13 protein-coding genes are annotated in these 20212 nt (G+C 73.8%); 2 read left to right on the top strand and 11 right to left on the bottom strand.

Translation table 11 applies throughout. The features are described 5' to 3' along the window. Positions 1 to 63: 63 nt before the first annotated feature. The gene (gene proS, locus ACFC1T_RS24445) at positions 64 to 1476 is read right to left on the bottom strand and encodes a proline--tRNA ligase (RefSeq protein WP_375891770.1); all 1413 of its coding nucleotides are present in this window, start codon (positions 1474 to 1476) and stop codon (positions 64 to 66) included. A gap of 392 nt (positions 1477 to 1868) precedes the next feature. Here proS and ACFC1T_RS24440 point away from each other — a divergent pair, with 392 nt between their 5' ends. After that, positions 1869 to 2573: a class I SAM-dependent methyltransferase gene (locus ACFC1T_RS24440; protein WP_375891768.1), complete on the top strand. Its 705-nt coding sequence runs from the start codon at positions 1869 to 1871 to the stop codon at positions 2571 to 2573. A gap of 64 nt (positions 2574 to 2637) precedes the next feature. On the opposite strand, the gene ftsH is transcribed toward ACFC1T_RS24440, so the two are convergent. From ftsH to ACFC1T_RS24405, 7 genes are all read right to left on the bottom strand, one after another. Further along, a complete protein-coding gene (gene ftsH, locus ACFC1T_RS24435) occupies positions 2638 to 4557 on the bottom strand; it encodes an ATP-dependent zinc metalloprotease FtsH (RefSeq protein ID WP_375891766.1) in 1920 nt (639 codons plus the stop codon). A gap of 113 nt (positions 4558 to 4670) precedes the next feature. Further along, the gene (locus tag ACFC1T_RS24430; protein WP_375891764.1) at positions 4671 to 5213 is read right to left on the bottom strand and encodes a GNAT family N-acetyltransferase; all 543 of its coding nucleotides are present in this window, start codon (positions 5211 to 5213) and stop codon (positions 4671 to 4673) included. A gap of 136 nt (positions 5214 to 5349) precedes the next feature. Beyond that, complete coding sequence (gene ffh / locus ACFC1T_RS24425) at positions 5350 to 6918, bottom strand: signal recognition particle protein (RefSeq protein WP_375891826.1); 1569 nt, start codon at positions 6916 to 6918, stop codon at positions 5350 to 5352. A 145-nt stretch (positions 6919 to 7063) separates the two neighbouring features. After that, positions 7064 to 9499: a [protein-PII] uridylyltransferase gene (locus ACFC1T_RS24420; protein WP_375891762.1), complete on the bottom strand. Its 2436-nt coding sequence runs from the start codon at positions 9497 to 9499 to the stop codon at positions 7064 to 7066. 175 nt (positions 9500 to 9674) lie between these two features. After that, positions 9675 to 10013: a P-II family nitrogen regulator gene (locus ACFC1T_RS24415; RefSeq protein WP_350508264.1), complete on the bottom strand. Its 339-nt coding sequence runs from the start codon at positions 10011 to 10013 to the stop codon at positions 9675 to 9677. Then, entirely contained in the window at positions 10013 to 11410 is a 1398-nt protein-coding gene (locus ACFC1T_RS24410) for an ammonium transporter (protein WP_375891760.1), read from the bottom strand. Before ACFC1T_RS24410 ends, ACFC1T_RS24415 begins: the two co-directional genes overlap by 1 nt. Positions 11411 to 11723: 313 nt before the next feature. Beyond that, positions 11724 to 13220, bottom strand: coding sequence for a hypothetical protein (locus ACFC1T_RS24405; RefSeq protein ID WP_375891824.1), 1497 nt, complete (start codon positions 13218 to 13220; stop codon positions 11724 to 11726). Between the two features lie 595 nt (positions 13221 to 13815). On the opposite strand from ACFC1T_RS24405, the gene ACFC1T_RS24400 reads away from it, so the two are divergent. Further along, positions 13816 to 14493 (top strand): bifunctional DNA primase/polymerase, encoded by a 678-nt coding sequence (locus ACFC1T_RS24400; protein WP_375891758.1) that lies wholly within the window; start codon positions 13816 to 13818, stop codon positions 14491 to 14493. Between the two features lie 126 nt (positions 14494 to 14619). On the opposite strand, the gene ftsY is transcribed toward ACFC1T_RS24400, so the two are convergent. The 3 genes from ftsY to ACFC1T_RS24385 all read right to left on the bottom strand — a co-directional run bounded on the left by ftsY (position 14620) and on the right by ACFC1T_RS24385 (position 19848). Beyond that, positions 14620 to 15840, bottom strand: coding sequence for a signal recognition particle-docking protein FtsY (ftsY, locus tag ACFC1T_RS24395; RefSeq protein WP_375891757.1), 1221 nt, complete (start codon positions 15838 to 15840; stop codon positions 14620 to 14622). A 47-nt stretch (positions 15841 to 15887) separates the two neighbouring features. Then, entirely contained in the window at positions 15888 to 19487 is a 3600-nt protein-coding gene (gene smc / locus ACFC1T_RS24390; protein ID WP_375891755.1) for a chromosome segregation protein SMC, read from the bottom strand. Positions 19488 to 19644: 157 nt separating this feature from the next. Beyond that, a complete protein-coding gene (locus tag ACFC1T_RS24385; RefSeq protein WP_030243474.1) occupies positions 19645 to 19848 on the bottom strand; it encodes a hypothetical protein in 204 nt (67 codons plus the stop codon). Between the last annotated feature and the right edge of the window lie 364 nt (positions 19849 to 20212).

The following is a 20212-nucleotide window of genomic DNA, read 5'->3' as shown; positions in this document are numbered from 1 at the left end:
TTACCCGACGACCGCCGACATCGGTGGGCGGCACGCGATCAGTACGCGCACGCCGCGATGACGTCAGTACGAACGCGCGACGATCGCGATATTGCCGTCCTGGTCGTCCGCCTGCGGCACCGAACCGTCGGCCGCGACGATGCAGCGCACCGTGACGCCCTGCTCGGCCAGCTTGGCCTCGCCCTCCGGGCCGAGGTCGGCCCAGGAGATCCGGGCCCAGCCGGTCGCGGCGGCCTCCACGGCCTCGTCGAGGGTCTTGACGTCGACGGTGCGGGACTCGCGGCGCTCGCGGGACTGGCGCAGCAGCAGCGCCTGGTCCTCCTCCAGGAGGCCCGGCAGCAGGGCGGCCAGCGCGTCGATGGAGACCGGCTCCTTGCCGCCCGGGATGCGGCGGGCCAGCATCGCGGTGCCGTTCTCCAGGTCGCGCGGGCCGACCTCGATGCGCACCGGAACGCCCTTGAGCTCCCAGTCGACGGCGCGACGGCCGAACGGGGTGTCGGTGCGGTCGTCGACCACGACCCGGATGCCGACGGCCTCCAGCTGGGCGCCGATCTCACGGACCTTGGCGATGACGGCGTCGTCGCCCTTGATGGCCAGCACCACGGCCTGGACCGCGGCCAGGCGCGGGGGCACCCGCAGGCCGTTGTCGTCGCCGTGGGACATGATCAGGCCGCCGACCATGCGGGTCGAGACGCCCCAGGAGGTCTGCCAGACGTGCTCGCGCTCGGCGCCCTGCAGCTGGTAGGTGGTGTTGAACGCCTTGGCGAAGTTCTGGCCCAGCTCGTGGCTGGTGCCCATCTGCAGCGCCTTGCCGTCACCCATCATGCCTTCGAGGGTGAGGGTGTTGATGGCGCCGGCGAAGCGCTCCTTGGCGGTCTTGCGGCCGAGCACGACGTCGATGCCGAGCACGTTGGTCATGAAGTCGCCGTAGACCTGGGTGTGGATCATCGACGCGTACGCGCGGGCGTCCTCGTAGGTGGCGTGGGCGGTGTGGCCCTCCTGCCAGAGGAACTCGGTGGTGCGCAGGAAGACGCGCGGGCGGAGCTCCCAACGGACCACGTTGGCCCACTGGTTGATCAGCAGGGGCAGGTCGCGGTGGCTCTGCACCCACTTCGAGAAGTACTCGTTGATGATGGTCTCGGAGGTCGGCCGGACGACGACCGGCTCCTCCAGCTGCTTGCCGCCGCCGTGGGTGACCACCGCGAGCTCGGGTGCGAAGCCCTCGACGTGCTCGGCTTCCTTCGTCAGGTAGGACTGCGGGATGAACATCGGGAAGTAGGCGTTCTGGGCGCCCGCCTTCTTGATGCGCGCGTCCATCTCCTGCTGCATCCGCTCCCACAGCCCGTAGCCGTACGGTCGGATGACCATGGTGCCGCGCACCGGACCGTTGTCGGCCAGCTCGGCCTTGTTGATGAGGTCCTGGTACCAGCGCGGGAAGTCTTCCGCCTGAGGGGTGAGAACGGGTGCCTTAGCCATGGGCGGAATGGTACGGGGATCGGCCCCCTCACTTCGAATCGGTATCACACCGACGAGGGGGTGAGGACACCCTCAGTCGTGGCACACCGACCGCGGTCCGTCCGCAGGGGGCGCACGACCGCGACACGCGCGCACCACCCTGCACCCCTCTGGACGCCGGGCCCGACCCGCTGTTCGCTGGAGTGGGGCGGGACTTTGGGGGAGCCGTAGCTGCACACCGAAGGACCGGATGGGAGGCCGCGATGGCTTCAGCTCGGACGACCGGCACGACCGCACGACCAGGGACCGCACGACCAACCGGCGCACGACCGACCGGCGCACGACCGCACCACCCCCCGCAGGAGGCCGCGGGGCCCGCGCGGGCGCGCGACTGGGCGGAGATCCAGGAGCGCATGCTGGTGCCGCTCTACGAGGCGGTGCACGACCGCCTGGAGGTCGGCCCGGCGAGCAGCGTGCTGGGACTGGGCTGCCGGTCCGGACTGGCCCTGCTGCTGGCCGCCGGACGGGGCGCCCAGGTCGCCGGGCAGGAGCCGCGGGACGAGCTGCGCGAGCTGGCCCGGGGGCGTCGGCTGCGGGTGTGCGCGGGGGCCCGGCCGGCCGCCGCCGTCCCCCGCTCGGCCCATTCGCTGGTGACGGTCTTCGACCAGTTGCCCGGCTCCGCCGAGCCCGGGCCGGTGGTCGCCGAGGCGGCCCGGCACACCCTCCCGGGCGGGCACGTGGTGCTCGCCGCCTGGGGACCGCCGGAGCGCTGCGAGAGCGCCCCGGTGCTGGACGCGGCCCGCCGGATGGCCGGACGGACCACCGCCCGCGACCCGTTCGAACTGAGCGCGCCGGGAACGCTGGAGGACCTGCTGGCCCCGGCCGGCCTGCGCCCGGCCGGCAGCGGGCGGGTGAGCTGCCCGTTCGCCTACCCGGACCTCGACAGCGCGGTGCGCGGCCTGCTCTCCACCGGACTGTTCGAGGCGGCCGAGGAGTTCTCCGGTGCCCCGCTGGTGGCCAAGGAGCTGGAGGAGGCGCTGCAGCCGTACCTGCGCCCGGACGGCTCGGTCCGGATGGAGAACGTCTTCCGCTACCTGATCGCCGAGCGGCCGCGCTGAAAGCCCCCGACCCACGGAAACCGGGGGCGCCCGCCACCACGGCGGGCGCCCCCGGCTCCCCGGCTCACGCCTCCTCGGAGGCCTTCCGCGGCACCCCGGCGGCCCGGTAGGCCGCCTCCTCGTCGAGGGTCTCCGCCTCCAGCAGCGCCGCCGCCAGCGCGTCCAGCCGCTGCCGCTCCTCGTTCAGGATCCGCACCGCGTCCTCGTAGCACTCGGCGACGATCCGCCGGGCCTCCTCGTCCACCGCGTCCAGCGTGGTCGGCGCCGCCGAGAGCCCGTACGCGCCCTGGGCGTCCGCGGGCACGGCGGTGAGCCGCCCGACCCGCTCGCTCATCCCCCAGCGCCCGGCCATCCCGCGGGCGATGTTGGTGACCTGCTCCAGGTCGCTCTCCGCGCCGGTGGTGATCACCCCGTAGACCACCTGCTCGGCGGCCATCCCGCCGAGCGCGCCGATGATCCGGCCGCGCAGGTAGGGCTCGGTGTACGAGTAGCGGTCGTTCTCCGGGGTGGAGAGGGTGACGCCGAGGGCCCGGCCGCGCGGCACGATGGTGATCTTGCGGACCGGGTCCGCGCCCGGCTGGAGCATGCCCAGCAGCGCGTGGCCGCTCTCGTGGTACGCCGTCCGCTCGCGCTCCTCCTGCGGCATCACCAGCGGTCGCACGGCGCCGAGTTGGACCTTCTCCAGGGCGTCCGAGAGGTCCCGCTCGTTGACCGCGTCCTGCTCCCGCTTGACGGCCAGCAGGGCGGCCTCGTTGACCAGGTTGGCGAGTTCGGCGCCGGTCATCCCGGGGGTGACCTTGGCCAGCTGGGTGAGGTCGGTGTCGCCGGCCAGCGGGACGGTCCGGGTGTGGATGCGCAGGATCGCGGCGCGCCCCTCCCGGTCGGGCGGGCTGACGGTGATCCGGCGGTCGAAGCGGCCGGGGCGCAGCAGCGCCGGATCGAGCACGTCGGCCCGGTTGGTCGCGGCGATCACGATGACGCCCTCGGAGCCGGTGAAGCCGTCCATCTCGGTGAGGATCTGGTTGAGCGTCTGCTCGCGCTCGTCGTGCCCGCCCATGCCGCCGCCGGCGCCGCGCTGGCGGCCGATGGTGTCGATCTCGTCGATGAAGATGATCGCCGGGGCGACCTTGCGGGCCTCGGCGAACAGTTCGCGGACCCGGCTGGCGCCGACACCGACGATCATCTCGATGAACTCGGAGGCGGAGGCGGAGAAGAACGGCACGTCCGCCTCGCCGGCCACGGCCCGGGCCAGCAGGGTCTTGCCGGTGCCGGGCGGGCCGCTGAGCAGCACCCCGCGCGGCATCTTGGCACCGAGCTTGCGGTAGCGCTCGGGGTGCTTCAAGTAGTCGACCACTTCGGTGAGTTCGGCCTCGACCTCGTCGATGCCGGCCACGTCGGCGAAGGTGGTGCGCTTGCCCTGGTCGGCGGTGACCGGCTTGGGCGGGGCCTTGCGGCCGAGCGGTCCGCCGCCGAGCCCGCCGGCCATCCGACGGGCCAGCAGCACCCAGATGAAGACCAGCAGCAGCATCGGGGCGAGCGAGAGCAGCAGGTTGGTCAGGAAGCTGCGCTGCTGGACCGGGGAGGTGGCGGTGACCTCGACGCCCTGCTGCTGCAGGGTGGTCCACAGGTTGTCGCCCGCGAAGGAGGGGCGCTGGGTGTCGAAGTCGGTGTAGTCGCCCTTGCCGCCGTCGGGTTTGGGCTGGGCGCTCTTGAGGGTGCCCTCGATCGCGTCGCCCTTGGAGTAGATCTTGGTGATGTTGCCCTTGTTCAGCTGGTTGTTGAACTCGGTGTAGGAGATCGTGGTGGCGCCCTCGTTGCCGAAGAACGACAGCAGCAGGTCGGAGATCAGGAACACCACGAGTGCGGTCAGGACGAGGCCCGCCCAGCCGCCGGGCATCCGGCGGCGGGGCGGCGGCGGGGGCGGGGCGCCCTCGGACCGCCAGGGCTGGTCGGGGGTCTGGCGCGGCGGCACGGGTTCGGTCACCCACCGGACGATACGGACAGCCACTGGGGCGGGCCAACCGCAACGCCGCGCCGGACCGCCCGTACGGCCGCACCGACGCCTCCGACCAGCGGATATGACCTCCCGTCGGCGGGCTAGGCCGCGCCGCCCGGCCACTCCTCCGCGGTCAGCGCGAACCGCTCGTGGTCGCGCCAGTCCCCCTGGAGGAACAGCATCCGCGGGGTGTAGCCCTCGTGCCGGAAGCCCAGCCGCTTGGCCAGCGCGATCGAGCGCTCGTTCTCCGGCTGCACGTTGATCTCCAGCCGGTGCAGGCCCAGCCCGTCGGCCGACTGCGGGGCGAAGCAGCGGTCCAGGATCAGCCGCAGGCCCTCGGTCATCCGCCCGGTGCCGGCGTACGGCAGGTACGAGTCGTAGCCCAGCGAGGCGTTGCAGAACCGGCCCATCACGATGTTGGCGACGTTCACCTTGCCGACCAGCCCGCCGCTCTCCCGGTCGAGGATCAGGAACGTGCGCAGGCCGGCGCCCTGGCGTCCCAGCAGCTCGGGCAGCCCGTCCGGCTCGACCGGGTTCCACCGTCCGATGTGCTCGGCGGACCGTCGGACCGCCTCCGCGTACACAACCTCGTCCTCGGCCCTCGGGGCCCTGATCATCACTCGCACGGCGACATCATCTGACATGCCGACATCATCCGGCACCGCGAAGCCCGTGGGACACGACGGCACCCACCGCCCCACCGGCGTCGCCCCGGACACGCGTGCGGCCCGCCGCCCGGAGGATTCCGGACGACGGGCCGCAACAGCGGGAAACCGAGGACTACAGCAGGTCCTTGAACTCCTTGGGCAGTTCGAAGTCGGCCGGGCCCTTGCCCGCGCCGAGACCGAACGCGCCGCCGCCGTCGGCCGGGCCCTGCTCGGCGCCCGGGCCGAGCGCGCGGCGCTCGGCGGCCGCGGCCTCCTCCTGCGCCCGCTTCAACGGGTTGCCGCTCTTGCGCTTGCCCTTGGCCTGCGGGGCCTTCTTGCCGGACTTCTTGGCGCCGCCGCCCATGCCCGGGATCCCCGGCATGCCGGGCATGCCCTTGCCGGAGGCCATCGCGGACATCATCTTGCGGGCGTCGAAGAACCGCTCGACCAGGTTCTTGACCTCGCCGACCTGGACGCCCGCGCCCTTGGCGATGCGGGCCCGGCGGGAGCCGTTGATCAGCTCCGGCTCGGCGCGCTCGGTCGGGGTCATCGACTTGATGATCGCGCCGACCCGGTTGACGTCCTTGTCGTCGATGTTGTTGATCTGCTCGCGGATCTGGCCCATGCCGGGCAGCATGCCGAGCAGCTTGGAGATCGAGCCCATCTTCTGGACCTGCTCCAGCTGGGACAGGAAGTCGTCCAGCGTGAAGGCCTTCGGGCCGCCGCGCAGCTTGGCGGCGATCTTCTCGGCCTCGGCCTGCGAGAAGGTCTGCTCGGCCTTCTCGATCAGCGAGAGGACGTCGCCCATGCCCAGGATGCGCGAGGCCATCCGGTCCGGGTGGAAGGCGTCGAAGTCGTCGACCTTCTCGCCGTTGGAGGCGAACATGATCTGGCGGCCGGTGACGTGCGCGACCGACAGGGCGGCGCCACCGCGGGCGTCGCCGTCGAGCTTGGAGAGCACGACACCGGTGAAGTCGACGCCTTCGAGGAAGGCCTGCGCGGTGGTGACCGCGTCCTGGCCGATCATCGCGTCGACGACGAACAGGACCTCGTCCGGGTTCACCGCGGCGCGGATGTCGGCGGCCTGCTGCATCAGCTCGGCGTCGATGCCCAGGCGGCCGGCGGTGTCGACGACGACGACGTCGTACTGCTTCTGCTTGGCGTACTCGATCGAGTCCCGGGCGACCTGCACCGGGTCACCGACGCCGTTGCCCGGCTGCGGACCGTAGAAGGCCACGCCGGCGCGGTCGGCGACCACCTGGAGCTGGTTGACCGCGTTGGGGCGCTGGAGGTCGCAGGCGACCAGCAGCGGGGTGTGCTTCTGCTGCTTCAGCCAGTGGCCGAGCTTGCCCGCCAGGGTGGTCTTACCGGCACCCTGCAGACCGGCGAGCATGATGACCGTCGGGCCGTTCTTGGCGAACCGCACCCGGCGGGTCTCGCCACCGAGGATGGCGATGAGCTCCTCGTTGACGATCTTGATGATCTGCTGCGCCGGGTTCAGCGCACCGGAGACCTCGACGCCGGCCGCACGCTCCTTGACCTGCTTGATGAAGGCCCGGACGACCGGCAGCGCGACGTCCGCCTCCAGCAGCGCGATGCGGATCTCGCGGGCGGTGGCGTCGATGTCCGCCTCGCTCAGGCGGCCCTTGCCCCGGAGGTTCTTGAACGTCGCTGCGAGGCGATCGGAAAGGGTGTCGAACACGTCGTCGCGGGTCCTCTGCGGCATCGGTATCGGTACGGTCGTCGTCCCCAGGGTATCCGGCCGCCCCGGGTACGGTCTCCACCCCCGTGCGAGCGGCCCTCCACCTCCCGTGCGAGCAGCCCTCGGCCACCCGTGCGGGAGGCCCTCAGCCCAGCGCCGACCGGACCGCCGCCGCCACCTCCCGGGCCCGCTCGGCGGCCAGCGGCAGGCCGGCCGGATCGGTCAGGTAGAAGGAGTCGACGGCCTCCGCCCCCAGCGTGGAGACGTGCGCGGTGCGCACCCGTACCCCCGCCCCGTCCAGCGCCCGGCCGATCCGGTGCAGCAGCCCGGGGGCGTCGTGCGCCCGGACCTCCAGCACGGTCGCGGTCGCCGAGGCCACCGCGGGCGCCACCGTGACCAGCGGCGGCGGGGTCGGGATGCCCTTGCGGCGCGGGGCGGCGGCGTCCCGCTCGGCGAGCCGGCGGGAGACGTCCAGCGAGCCGTCCAGCGCCCGGCGCAGGTCCGCGCGCAGCCGGGCCGCCTCCGGCAGCTCGCCGAACTCGGCCGCCACCCGCCAGGACAGCAGCAGCACCGGACCGGCGCCGATCGGGTCCAGCTCGCGCAGGCCCGCCGAGCGGACGGTCAGCCGGTGCAGCGCCAGCACCCCGGCGACCGTGCCGAGCAGCCCGGGCCGGTCCGGGACGGCCAGGTTCAGCTCGACGCCCATCGGCTCGGTGCCCGGGTCCGCCCCCTCGGCCTGGGCCAGCAGCGACAGCGCGGGGGCGCCGGTGCGGGCGGCCTCGACCGCCAGCCGCTCCTGCTCCGCGCCGGGCTCCGCCTCCACCGGGGCGGCCCCGCCGCCGGCCAGCTGCGCGGCGACCCGGGTCACCAGGCCGTCCACCAGGGAGGCCCGCCAACTGCTCCACGCGGCCGGGCCGGTGGCCAGCGCGTCGGCCTCGGTGAGGGCGTGCAGCAGTTCCAGCTCCGGCAGGGTGCCGACCGCCTTGGTGATCGTCTCGACGGTGGCCGGGTCGTCCGGGTCGCGCCGGGTGGCGGTGTCCACCAGCGTCAGGTGGTGGCGGACCAGCACCGCCAGGGTCTCGGTGTCCTCGGCGGGGAAGCCCATCCGCACGGCCAGGTCGCGGACGATCACCTCGCCGGCCTCGCTGTGGTCGCCGGGCCAGCCCTTGCCGAGGTCGTGCAGCAGGGCGGCCACCAGCAGCAGGTCCGGCCGGGCCACCCGGCGGGTCATCGCGGCGGCCCGGACCGCCGTCTCGACCAGGTGCCGGTCCACCGTCCAGCGGTGCACCGCGTTGCGCTGCGGACGGCAGCGGACCCGCTCCCAGTCCGGCAGCAGCCTGGTCACCAGCCCCTCCGCCTCCAGCGCCTCCCACACCGGGACGGCCGCCTCCCCCGCCCCCAGCAGGGTCACCAGCTGCTCGCGCGCCTCGTCCGGCCAGGGCACCGGCAGCGGGCGGCACTCGGCGGCCAGCCGGCGCACCGTCGCGTACGAGACGGTCAGCCCGTTCTGCGCGGCGGCGGCCGCGGCGCGCAGCGGCAGCACCGGGTCGGCGGCCGGGCGGGCGGCCTGGGCGAGCACCGCCTCGCCGTCCTGCTCGACCACGCCCTCGGCGAGCGGGCGGCGGTCGACGGCGCCCCGGGCCACCGCGCCGGCGCCCCGCCCGGCGCCGGTGAACGGGAAGCCCAGCCGGACCGCCCGGCGGCCGCGGCCGGACCGGGCGGCGAGCACCCGGTCCACCGCCCGCCAGGTGACGTCGCTCGCGTAGGCGATGGTCCGGGCGGCCTCGTAGACCTGGCGCAGCAGGGTGTCGGCGTCCAGCACGCCGAGCCGCTCGGCGACCTGGTCCTGGTCCTGGAGGCCGAGCCGCTCGGTGGCCCGGCCGGTGGCCAGGTGCAGCGCGTCGCGGACGTCGGCGAGGCGCAGGGCGGCGGTGTCCAGGCCGTCCCGGGGCGCGTCGGCCAGCCAGGTGGCGGCGACGGCGTCCAGCGCGACCAGGTCGCGCAGACCGCCCCGGGCCTCCTTGAGGTCGGGCTCCAGCAGGAAGGACAGTTCGCCGTGCCGCTCGGCCCGCTCCCGGCCCAGCTCGCGCAGTTCGGGCAGCCGCACGGGGGCGCTCGCGCGCCAGTCGGTGAACACCGCGGACCGCAGCGCGGCGGTGAGTTCCCGGTCCCCGGCGAGGTGCCGGGCGTCCAGCAGGCCGAGCTGGGCCTTGAGGTCGGAAGCGGCCACCGCCCGGGCCTCGGCGACGGTGCGCACCGAGTGGTCGAGCTTGGCGCCCGTGTCCCAGACCGGGTACCAGATCCGCTCCGGCAGCTCGCGCGGGACGGGGCCGGAGTGCAGCAGCAGGACGTCCAGGTCGCTGCGCGGGGACAGCTCGCCCCGGCCGTAGCCGCCGACGGCGACCAGCGCGACGCCGGACGCCGGGGCCCCGGCGTCGGCGAGCAGCGCGGCCAGCCAGTCGTCGGTGAGCCGGGCGAGCGCGGCCCGGCGCGGGCGGCCGGTCAGCCCGGGCCGCTCCAGCAGCGCGGTCCTGGCCGCCGCGTGGCCGAGGGGGTCGGAGGGGCTGGTCTCGGTGGTCATGCGCGTGGGTCCCGTCCGTGGTGCGGATGAGCCGTCGTGGGGGCCGGCCGGTGGGGCTGGGCCGTCGCGGGGCCGGGCGTCGCGGGGCCGAGCCGTCGTACGGCTGAGCGGGGATGCGCCGACGGGCGGACCCGCGCCCCGGGCAGGGGGCGGATCCGCCGGATCGGTCAGTGCCTCACAGGGCGTCCGGGCCGCGTTCGCCGGTGCGGACCCGGACGGCGGTGTCGACCGGGACGCTCCACACCTTCCCGTCGCCGATCTTGCCGGTGCGGGCGGCCTTCACCAGGACGTCGATCAGGTCGTCGGCGTCCTCGTCCTCGACCAGGACCTCGATCCTGACCTTCGGTACCAGGTCGACGGTGTACTCGGCGCCCCGGTAGACCTCGGTGTGGCCGCGCTGGCGGCCGTAGCCGCTGGCCTCGGTGACGGTCAGGCCGTGGACCCCGAAGGCCTGCAGCGCGGCCTTCACCTCGTCCAGGCGGTAGGGCTTGATCACGGCGGTGATGAGCTTCATCAGGCGTCGACCTCGGTCTTCTCAACGGACGTCCCGACGGACGTGTCGGCGGACTTTCCGGCGGGCGGGTCGGCGGGCTTCCCGGCGGGCTTCCCACCGGACGCGGCACCGGCGCCCACGGTCGGGAGCGCCCGGGCCAGCCCCGCGCCGACGGCGCTGAAATCGTAGGCGGACTCGGCGTGTTCGGCCTGGTCGATGCCGGCCACCTCGACCTCCTCGGGGACCCGGAAGCCGACCAGCTTGTCGACCGCCTTGGCCAGCAGCCAGGACAGCACGAAGGAGTACGCGGCGACCACCGCCACGCCCATCGCCTGCTTGCCGAGCTGGCCGAGCCCGCCGCCGTAGAACAGGCCCTTGGCGGTCTGGCCGACCCCGCCGGTGGCGAACAGGCCGATCAGCAGCGAGCCGATCGCCCCGCCCACCGCGTGCACGCCGACCACGTCGAGCGAGTCGTCGAAGCCCCAGCGGTACTTGAGCGAGACGGCGGCGGCGCAGACGGCGCCCGCGACCAGGCCGATCGCCACCGCGCCGAGCGGGCTGACCGAGCCGCAGGCCGGGGTGATCGCGACCAGCCCGGCCACCGCGCCGGAGGCGGCGCCCAGCGTGGTGAACGCGCCGTGCTTGAGCTTCTCGAAGACCAGCCAGCCGACCAGCGCCGCACCGGTGGCGACCTGGGTGTTCACCATCGCCATCGCGGCCACGCCGTTGGCGGCCAGCGCCGAGCCCGCGTTGAAGCCGAACCAGCCGAACCAGAGCAGCCCGGAGCCGAGCATCACCAGCGGCAGGCTGTGCGGGCGCATCGGGTCCTTCTTGAAGCCGACCCGCTTGCCCAGCACCAGGCAGAGCGCGAGGCCCGCGACACCGGCGTTGATGTGCACGGCCGTGCCGCCGGCGAAGTCGATCACGCCGTTGCGGTCGCCCAGCCAGCCGCCGTTGCCGTTGTCGAAGAAGAACACCCAGTGCGCGACCGGGAAGTAGACCACCGTCACCCAGAGCGCGATGAACAGGCCCCAGGCGGAGAACTTGGCCCGGTCCGCGATCGCACCGCTGATCAGCGCCGGGGTGATGATCGCGAACATCAGCTGGAAGACCGCGAACGCCGTGACCGGGATCGATCCGGTGAGTTCGTTCAGCCCGATGTTGCGCATCCCGAGGAAGTCCAGGTTGCCGATCAGACCGGCGAAGGAGTCGGGCCCGAAGCTGAGCGAGTAGCCGTAGAGCACCCAGAGCACGCTGACGATGCCGAGCGAGAGGAAGCTCATCGCCAGCATGTTCAGTGTGCTCTTGGCCCTGACCATGCCCCCGTAGAAGAAGGCCAGGCCCGGGGTCATCACCATGACCAGGGCCGCACTGATGAGTACGAAGGCGGTGTCGCCCGCGCTGAAGCCGTCCGGCATCGGCGTCTCCTCTGCGTGAGTGCCGCTCCACCCCCGGGTACCTGTCCCGTGCCACCCGGGGTGGCGGCGATGAAGAGGAGAGTGCCGAAGGCTGGTTTCGGCCAGTGCGACCGGTTGTTTCGCGGCCGTGACGCGTGCGTCGCGCGGGTTACGGGCACGTGAACCGCGGCCCGGACGCGGGGCCGGATGGGTTACCGTGCCGCCTCACCGCACCGTCCGGTACCGCCTCATCGCACCGCCCGGGCCGCCCCGGACGTGCCACCGACCGTGACGGCGGCGGCCGTCACGGTCGGTGGAGCCCCGCCGGAGTCGCTCAGACCACCGAGACGAACTCCGGGATGTCCTGGACCACCCGCTCCTTGAGCCGGCTCACCGCGTCCACGCCCTGGAACCGGGCCGCCGCGGCCTCCGTGGTCTTGCGCACCCGGGAGTTCAGCCGCTCCGAGCGCACCTTGGTCGCGATGTCGACCGCCTGCTCGGCGTACCTCGCCGCCTCCTCGGCCTCCCGCTGCAGCAGGTGCACGCTGGCCATGCCGATCAGGTTGAAGGCGTACGACCGCACGTGGTCGTCGTCCTGCCGGAACAGGTCGACCGCGCGCTCCATCACCGGCGCCGACAGCGAGGCGTACAGCTGGGCGTTGTCCGAGTGGTACGCGAGGTCCCGGTAGGAGTGGGCGTTCTCGGCGTTCAGCTCGGCCGGCGAGAAGAACTTCAGCCAGTCCGGGTCGCCGTCACCGTCACGGATGTCGGTGAAGGTGTCCTCGGACAGCCGGATCGCCCGGGCGCAGCGGTTGATCTCGCCGATGGTGGCGTAGGCGCGCGCCTCCATCGCGTACAGCAGGGACTGCTGGCGCGGGGTGGCGGTGTCCCGGCTGCCGTACTGCGCCAGGTGGATCAGCTCCAGGGCGTCCTCGCCCCGGTTGAGGTGGATCATCTGGCGGCTCATGTCGGTGAGGATCAGCGCGCCGAAGGGGCGGTCGCCGGCCTCCTTGGCCGCGTGCAGCGCCAGCACGTAGTACTTCTGCGCGCTCGGGTGCATCCCGACGTCGTACGACATCCACCCGGCCAGGTGGGCGAGTTCGGCGGTGAGCCGGAACAGCCGCTTGGTGGTGTCCTCGCTGTACGTCTCCTGCAGCAGGTCGGTGACCTCGTGGAGCTGGCCGACCACGGCCTTGCGGCGCAGCCCGCCGCCGTTCTGGGCGTCCCACTGACGGAACATGACCGTGGTCTGCTCCAGCAGTTCCAGCTCCGGCTCGGAGAGCCGGCCGGTGAACGCCTCGCCGCCGTTGGCCGCGGTGAGGATCGGGGTGGGGACGCCGGTCGGGCCGGGCGTGAGCCAGCGCTGCATCGGCTCGATCAGCGCGGCGCCGGCGGTCAGCGCGAGGGAGGTGCCGAGGAAGCCCCGGCGGTTGAGCATCAGGTCGCTGCGGGAGTAGTCGCTGATCAGCTGGACGGTCTGCGGGGCGCTCCACGGCAGGTCGACGCCGCCGCCGACGGTGGAGACCGGGACGGCGGCGCGCAGGCCGAGGTCCTCGACCGAGACCACCGAGCCGAAGCGCTCCGAGAACAGCTCGGACATGATCTTGGGGATCGGCTCGCGCGGCTGTTCCCCGTCGAGCCAGCGGCGCACCCGGGAGGTGTCGGTGGACACGTGGTGGGCGCCGATCTGCCGGGCCCGGCGGTTGACCTGGCGGGCCAACTCACCCTTGGACCAGCCGCTGCGGGCGAACCACGTGGTCAGCTTCTCGTTGGGTTGCTTCTCTGCCATGGGAACGTCCCCATCCCGCCCGGCCCCTGCGGGGCCCCCGATCGTGACCGCCCGACGGTTGCGGGCTCTTGCCAGACGTGCCGTGCCTGAGGTGTCGCGGTGCCGCCCGTCCTGCCCTCGCGGTACCGCTCGTCGTACTGGTGTGCCATCGTCCCGGACGGTCCGTCAGGTCCCCAACTCCCGTTCCCCGACGGCTCGGAGCAGGCGCTTCGACGACGTCCGTGTGCTGAACGTAGTGCCCCGTGAGGCACCCGTGGGAGCGCCCCTGGCGAAACGCCACCTTTCGCCACCCCCAGGAGTGAACCGAACCCCGGGGGCACACGCTTGACTGGGTAGTCGCGACGGTCCGGCATATGCGGGCCGCCAAGTCCCCCGGCCAACCCCGGCAGACCCGGCAGACCCCGCAATCCATCGCAGTCCCAGGCGAGTTCGGCGCCCACTCGGGACGGCAACCGTCCCGCGCACACGACGATCCGGCATCGGCGCCGCCCCCACAAGGCGGCGCCCGAGGCACACCGCCACAACAGGCGCACGCCAAGCGCTGCGCGCCGCCACCGCACCACGCACCACACACCGGACAATCAACACACAGTCACCGTCCCGTAACCATCGGCAACGAGAACCTGTTGGGGGAGGCATGGACAACCTGTTCGGCGAACTTCGACTGGGGCACCTGCGGCTGGCACCGCTGGGCGCGCGCCGCCGCACCAAGGTCACCGCGTCCCGGGCCGCCGCGGAGTACACCGGCCGCTGGGGCTGGACCGTCGCCACCGGCGAACCGGCCGCCGGCGCCACCGCCCCGACCCGCTGTCCCTGCGGCTCCCGCCGCTGCGCCGCCCCCGGCCTGCACCCCGTGCCCGGCACCACCGGGCCGGCCGACGCCGCCGACGCCGAGGGCTCGGTGCTGTTCCCCACCGGCCGCGCCTTCGACGTGCTGGACGTCCCCGAGCCGGCCGGCCTCCAGGCCCTGGTCCGGCTGGAGCGGATGGGCACCCAGGTCGGCCCGGTACTGGCCCCGCCCACCGGCCGACTGCAGTTCCTGGTCTCCGCCGGCACCGCCCGCCGACTGCCCGACCTGCTGTACCGGATGGGCTGGGACGACGCCGCGCTCGACCTCACCTGCCACGGCGAGGGCAGCTACGTCGCCGCCCCGCCCACCGTGCTCGGCGAGCTCGGCCCGGTCCGCTGGCTGCGCCGCCCCACCCGCGACAACGCCGGCTGCCCGCCCGAGGCCCGGCTGCTGCTCGGCACCCTCGCGTACGCCTGCCACCGCAGCCGCGAGCGCACCGCCGAGCCCGCCTGGATCGCCTCGTAGGACTCCTCCCGGACGCCGAACGTCGAACGTCGGACACCGGCACCCGCCCCCCGGCCTCCCCGGACCCCGGACAGGCGAAAGGGCCCGCCCCCGAAGGAGCGGACCCCGACCGACGGGAAGTCCCGGTCAGTCCCCGATCAGCGCGTCCACGAACGCACCCGGCTCGAACGGCGCCAGATCGTCCGCGCCCTCGCCAAGACCGATCAGCTTGACCGGCACGCCCAGCTCGCGCTGGACCGCGACCACGATGCCGCCCTTGGCGGTGCCGTCCAGCTTGGTCAGCACGATGCCGGTGATGTCCACCACCTCGGCGAACACCCGGGCCTGGATCAGGCCGTTCTGACCGGTGGTGGCGTCCAGCACCAGCAGCACCTCGTCCACCGGGCCGTGCTTCTCGACGACCCGCTTGACCTTGCCCAGCTCGTCCATCAGGCCGGTCTTGGTGTGCAGCCGGCCGGCGGTGTCGATCAGCACGGTGTCGACGCCCTCGGCGATGCCCTCCTTGACCGCGTCGAACGCGATGGAGGCCGGGTCGCCGCCCTCCGGGCCGCGCACGGTGCGCGCACCGACCCGCTCGCCCCAGGTCTGCAGCTGGTCCGCGGCGGCGGCGCGGAAGGTGTCGGCCGCGCCGAGCACCACGGTGCGGCCGTCGGCGACCAGCACGCGCGCCAGCTTGCCGGTGGTGGTGGTCTTGCCGACGCCGTTGACGCCGACGACCAGGACCACGGCCGGGCCCTCCTCGTGCTTGGTGGAGCGGACGGTGCGGTCGGCGTCCTTGCCGACCAGCTCGACCAGCTCCTCGCGCAGCAGGGCGCGCAGCTCGTCGGGGGTACGGGTGCCGAGCACCTTCACCCGGGTGCGCAGCCGCTCGACCAGCTCCTGGGTCGGGGCGACGCCGACGTCCGCGGTGAGCAGGGTCTCCTCGATCTCCTCCCAGGTGTCCTCGTCCAGGTGCTCGCGGGAGAGCAGCGAGAGCAGGCCCTTGCCCAGCGAGTTCTGCGAGCGGGAGAGCCGGGAGCGCAGCCGGACCAGCCGGCCGGCGGTGGGCTCGGGGACCTCGACCGCGGGCGCCGCCTCGGCCTCGGCCGGGGCCTCGACCACCACCTCCTCGGCGGGCTCGACGGCCTCGGGGAGCGGCACCTCCTCGACGGTACGGCGGGGCTCCTCGGTCGGCGGCGCGGCCTCCTCGCCGACCTGGGGCTCCTGCGGGGTGGTCTTCGGCGCCGTGATGACCGGCGCCTGCGACTTCGGGGGCAGCTGCTGGCGTCGTCTGCCGGAAACGACGAGGCCCGCGATCGCGCCGACGGCGACCACGGCGATGACTACGGCAAGGATCACGTATTCCATAACCCGACCAGTATCCGTGACCGGAGCCGTTCCGGACCGCAGCGCGGCTAGACCGTCACCGTACGGAGGCCTGCCGGCCGCCGCTCCCGGTGCTCCCGGTGCTCCTCGCGCAGTCGCTGGCTGATCACCTGGGAGATCCCGTCGCCCTTCATGGTCACGCCGTACAGGGCGTCGGCGGACTCCATGGTCAGCTTCTGGTGGGTGATCACGATCAGCTGGGAGCTCTCCCGGAGCTCCTCCATGATCCCGACCAGCCGGCGCAGGTTGGTCTCGTCCAGCGCCGCCTCCACCTCGTCCATCACGTAGAACGGGCTGGGCCGGGCCTTGAAGATCGCCACCAGCAGGGCCACCGCGGTCAGCGAGCGCTCGCCCCCGGACAGCAGCGACAGCCGCTTGACCTTCTTGCCGGGCGGACGGGCCTCCACCTCGACCCCGGTGGTGAGCATGTCGTCCGGGTCGGTCAGCACCAGCCGCCCCTCGCCGCCGGGGAAGAGCCGGGCGAAGACGCCCTCGAACTGGGCGGCGGTGTCGTGGTAGGCGGCGCTGAACAGCTGCTCGACCCGCTGGTCCACGTCCCGGACGATGTCCAGCAGGTCGCGCCGACCGCGCTTGAGGTCGTCCAGCTGCTCGCCGAGGAAGGTGTGGCGCTCCTCCAGCGCGGCGAACTCCTCCAGCGCCAGCGGGTTGACCTTGCCCAGCTGCTGGTACGCCTTCTCGGCGGCCCGCAGCCGCTTCTCCTGCTCGGCCCGGACGTACGGGTACGGCTCCCCCGGCTCCTGCCCGTCCTCCGCCGCCGAGGGCGGGACGGGCCGGTCCGGCCCGTACGAGGCCAGCAGCTCGCCGCCGTCGATGCCGAACTCCTCCAGCGCGCGGGCCTCCAACTGCTCGATCCGCAGCCGCTTCTCGGCCCGCAGCACCTCGTCCCGGTGCCCGGCGTCGACCAGCTTGTCCAGCTCCTCCTTGAGTCCGCGCCCGTGTTCGCGGTGCTCCCGGAGCTCGCGCTCCCGCTCGGTGAGCGCCTGTTCGACGGCCGCCCGCCCGGCGTCCGCGCGGGCCAGCGAGACCTCCAGGCAGGCGAGCAGCTGCCGGGCGCCCGCCGCGACGGCGTTCGCCACCCGGGCCTCGTGCTCGGCGCGCCGGCGGCGCTCGGCGGCCCGGGCGCGCGCCTCGCGCTCGGCGCGGGCGGCCCGGTCCAGCTGGTCGGCCCGGCCGGTCAGGGCGCGGACCCGCTCCTCGTGGGTGCGCACCGAGAGCCGGGCCTCCAGTTCGGCCTGCCGGGCGGCCGAGGCGGCCTCGGTGAGCCGCTGCTGCTCGGCCCGGTCCGGCTCGTCCTCCCCCGCGTCCGCCGACTCCTCGGCGACGGCCAGCCGTTCGGCCAGTTCCTCGGCGGCGGTGAGCAGTTCGGCCAGGCCCTGTTCGGCCCGCGCGGCGGCGGCCGAGAGCCGTTCGGCCTCCCCGGCGGCGGCCCGGGCCTGCCCGCCGAGCCGGCCGAGCGAGCCCGCCACCCGGGCCCGTTCCTGCTCGGCCTGCCGTCGCTGTTCGCCGAGCCGCTCCAGTTCGGCGGCCGACTCCCCGCGCAGTGCGGTGAGTTCGGCCAGCCGCCCGGCCGACTCGGCGCAGCGCAGGTCGACCTCCGTGATCGCCCGGGCGGCCCGGTCCACCGCCGCCCGGGTCTCCAGCTCGCTGGGCGCGCCGGCGGAGCCGCCCTCGGCGAAGCCGGCGCCCAGCCGGTCGCCCTCGGCGGTGACGGCGGACAGTCCGGGGCGTTCGGCGACCAGGCGCAGCGCCTGGTCCAGGTCGGCGACCACGGCCACCCCGGCCAGCCGGTTGCGTACGGCGGCGAGCAACTCGGGCGGCCCGTCGACCAGTTCGGCGGCCCAGCGGACTCCTTCGGGCAACTCGCCCTCGGTCCGGGGCAGTTCGGCGGCCCCGGCGACCAACAGTGCGGCCCGCCCGGCGTCCTGGGCGCGCAGCAGTCGCAGCGCCCCGGCGGCGGCGCCGGGCGAGTCGACCGCCACCGCGTCGGCGGCCGCGCCGAGCGCGGCGGCGAGCGGCACCTCGTGGCCGGGTTCGATCCGCAGCAGCGCGGCGGCCGGGCCGAGCACGCCGGCCAGTCGCTCCCCCGCGTCCAGCAGCGTGCCGGTGCCGTCCTTGCGGCGCAGTCCGAGCGAGAGCGCCTCGTGCCGCGCGGTCAGCGCGGCCCGCTCGCGTTCGGCGGCTCCGGCCGCCTCCCGGGCCGCCGCCAGCTCCCGTTCGACGTCGGCCAGCCGGGCCCGGGCCCGCCGGTAGCCGTCCTCGGCCCGTCCGTCCTCGACGGCCGAGCCGTCCACCTGCTGCTGGAGCTCGTCCAGTTCGCCCTGGGCGGCCCCGGCGCGCAGCAGGGCCTCGTCCCTGGCCTCGGTGAGCCGGCCGAGTTCGGCCTGCGCCGAACCGGCCCGGGAGCGGGCGGCGGCGGCCTGCCCCTGGAGCCGGGCCAGGCCCTCCCGGCGGTCGGCGATGGCCCGGGTGGCGTCCCGCAGCCGGCGTTCCTCGGCGGCCAGCGCGGATTCGAGTCCGCTCTTGTGCTCGACCGCCTCGGCCAGCGCGTACTGGGCCTCCTCCAGCGCCTCGGCGAGTGCGGCCTCCTCCTCGCGGACCCGTTCGGCCTCCCGCTCCAGCTCCTCCGGGTCCCGACCGCGGCGTTCCTCGACCGTGCCCCCGGCGACGGCGTGCCGGACCCGGGCCTCGGCCAGTCCGATCGTGCCGCGGGTGCGTTCGGCGAGCGCGGAGAGCCGGTACCAGGTCTGCCGGGCGGCCTCCAGGCCCGGCCCGAGCTGCTGGACCTGCGCCTCCAGCACGCGTTCGCGCTGCACCGCCCGGGCCAGTTCCTGTTCGACGGTGGTCCGGCGCAGCCGCAGGGCCAACTCGTCGGCGACCTCGGCCTCGACGGCCCGGCGCAGGGCCAGCAGGTCGTCGGCGAGCAGCCGCAGCCGGGCGTCGCGCAGGTCCGCCTGGATGCCGGCGGCCCGGCGGGCGACCCTGGCCTGCTTGCCGAGCGGGCCGAGCTGGCGGCGCAGTTCGGCGACCAGGTCCTGGACCCGGTTGAGGTTGGCCTGCATCGCGTCCAGCTTCCGCAGCGCCTTCTCCTTGCGCTTGCGGTGCTTGAGGACGCCGGCCGCCTCCTCGATGAAGGCACGCCGGCCCATCGGGTCGGCGTGCAGGACGGAGTCGAGCCGGCCCTGCCCGACGATGACGTGCATCTCGCGGCCGATGCCGGAGTCGGAGAGCAGTTCCTGGATGTCCAGCAGGCGGCAGGTCTCGCCGTTGAGCGCGTACTCGCTGCCGCCGTTGCGGAACATGGTCCGGGTGATCGTCACCTCGGCGTAGTCGATCGGCAGGGCGCCGTCGGCGTTGTCGATGGTGAGGCTGACCTCGGCGCGGCCCAGCGGGGCGCGCCCGCTGGTCCCGGCGAAGATGACGTCCTCCATCTTGCCGCCGCGCAGCGACTTGGCGCCCTGCTCGCCCATCACCCAGGACAGCGCGTCCACCACGTTGGACTTGCCGGAGCCGTTCGGGCCGACCACGCAGGTGATGCCCGGTTCGAAGCGCAGGGTGGTGCTGGAGGCGAAGGACTTGAACCCGCGCAGCGTCAGACTCTTCAGGTGCACGCGGCCGGTCCCCTCATTCGCTCACGACGGGAACCGACTGTATCCGCAGTCCGACACGACGAAGGGACGCCACATCCGGGCGTCCCTTGCAAAGCTGCGTCCCTTTCGGGGCGGCTCAGTGCACAGCGGCGTCGATCTGGGAGGACCGGGGCGGGGCTCAGGTGAGCGCCGGCTCCCGCTGGTCCAGATCGATGCTGTTGAGCAGCGAGTGCTCGTCAGCGACAGCGGTGAGCGCGTCGTTCTCAGCCTGCATCCGAAGGAGCTCGGACTCAAGATCCTGGACGCGCTGCTGAAGCCGTCGCATCTCGGAGAGCATTCGCGGGTCGGGGCCGCCGACGTACCCGAGAAGCGCCTTTGCCATGATGAATGGTCCTCCACGCTGAGTGACCGAACCGGAACGGTACAGGTCTAGGGGGAAGGGGGACGCACGCGCGGCGCGCACCGGAAGTGCTGGCTGGGCACTACGGCACAACCGCCGTGAGCTGGGCTCACGAGAGCATGCGCCTGCCGGGGAACGCGATCGTGTGCGCGGGCTTCAAGCGTCTCACCAAAGACGGAAAGGGTCAACACGATCACCGCACGCTACCGCGCCCCTGTCACCTGCCCGGCGGTGTCGTCACGCCTGGGGGTCTCGGGCCCGGGTCCACCACGTGCTCGTGGATCATCGTTCGATGCGGAGTCAACCACGAGTCTGCCCGAATGGCAACCGTATGACACCGACGGTT

This window comes from Kitasatospora sp. NPDC056076 (assembly GCF_042266305.1).
In the GTDB taxonomy this organism is placed as follows: Bacteria; Actinomycetota; Actinomycetes; order Streptomycetales; family Streptomycetaceae; genus Kitasatospora.
The sequence above is the reverse complement of the archived record's forward strand: the minus strand, read 5'-3'. Positions and strand labels throughout refer to the sequence as shown.

Coding starts and splice junctions, on each gene's coding strand:
- proS (WP_375891770.1), bottom strand. CDS start 1,476: ATGGCTAAGGCACCCGTTCTCACCCCTCAGGCGGAAGACTTCCCGCGC.
- ACFC1T_RS24440 (WP_375891768.1), top strand. CDS start 1,869: ATGCTGGTGCCGCTCTACGAGGCGGTGCACGACCGCCTGGAGGTCGGC.
- ACFC1T_RS24430 (WP_375891764.1), bottom strand. CDS start 5,213: ATGTCAGATGATGTCGCCGTGCGAGTGATGATCAGGGCCCCGAGGGCC.
- ACFC1T_RS24420 (WP_375891762.1), bottom strand. CDS start 9,499: ATGACCACCGAGACCAGCCCCTCCGACCCCCTCGGCCACGCGGCGGCC.
- ACFC1T_RS24415 (WP_350508264.1), bottom strand. CDS start 10,013: ATGAAGCTCATCACCGCCGTGATCAAGCCCTACCGCCTGGACGAGGTG.
- ACFC1T_RS24410 (WP_375891760.1), bottom strand. CDS start 11,410: ATGCCGGACGGCTTCAGCGCGGGCGACACCGCCTTCGTACTCATCAGT.
- ACFC1T_RS24400 (WP_375891758.1), top strand. CDS start 13,816: ATGGACAACCTGTTCGGCGAACTTCGACTGGGGCACCTGCGGCTGGCA.
- ftsY (WP_375891757.1), bottom strand. CDS start 15,840: ATGGAATACGTGATCCTTGCCGTAGTCATCGCCGTGGTCGCCGTCGGC.
- ACFC1T_RS24385 (WP_030243474.1), bottom strand. CDS start 19,848: ATGGCAAAGGCGCTTCTCGGGTACGTCGGCGGCCCCGACCCGCGAATG.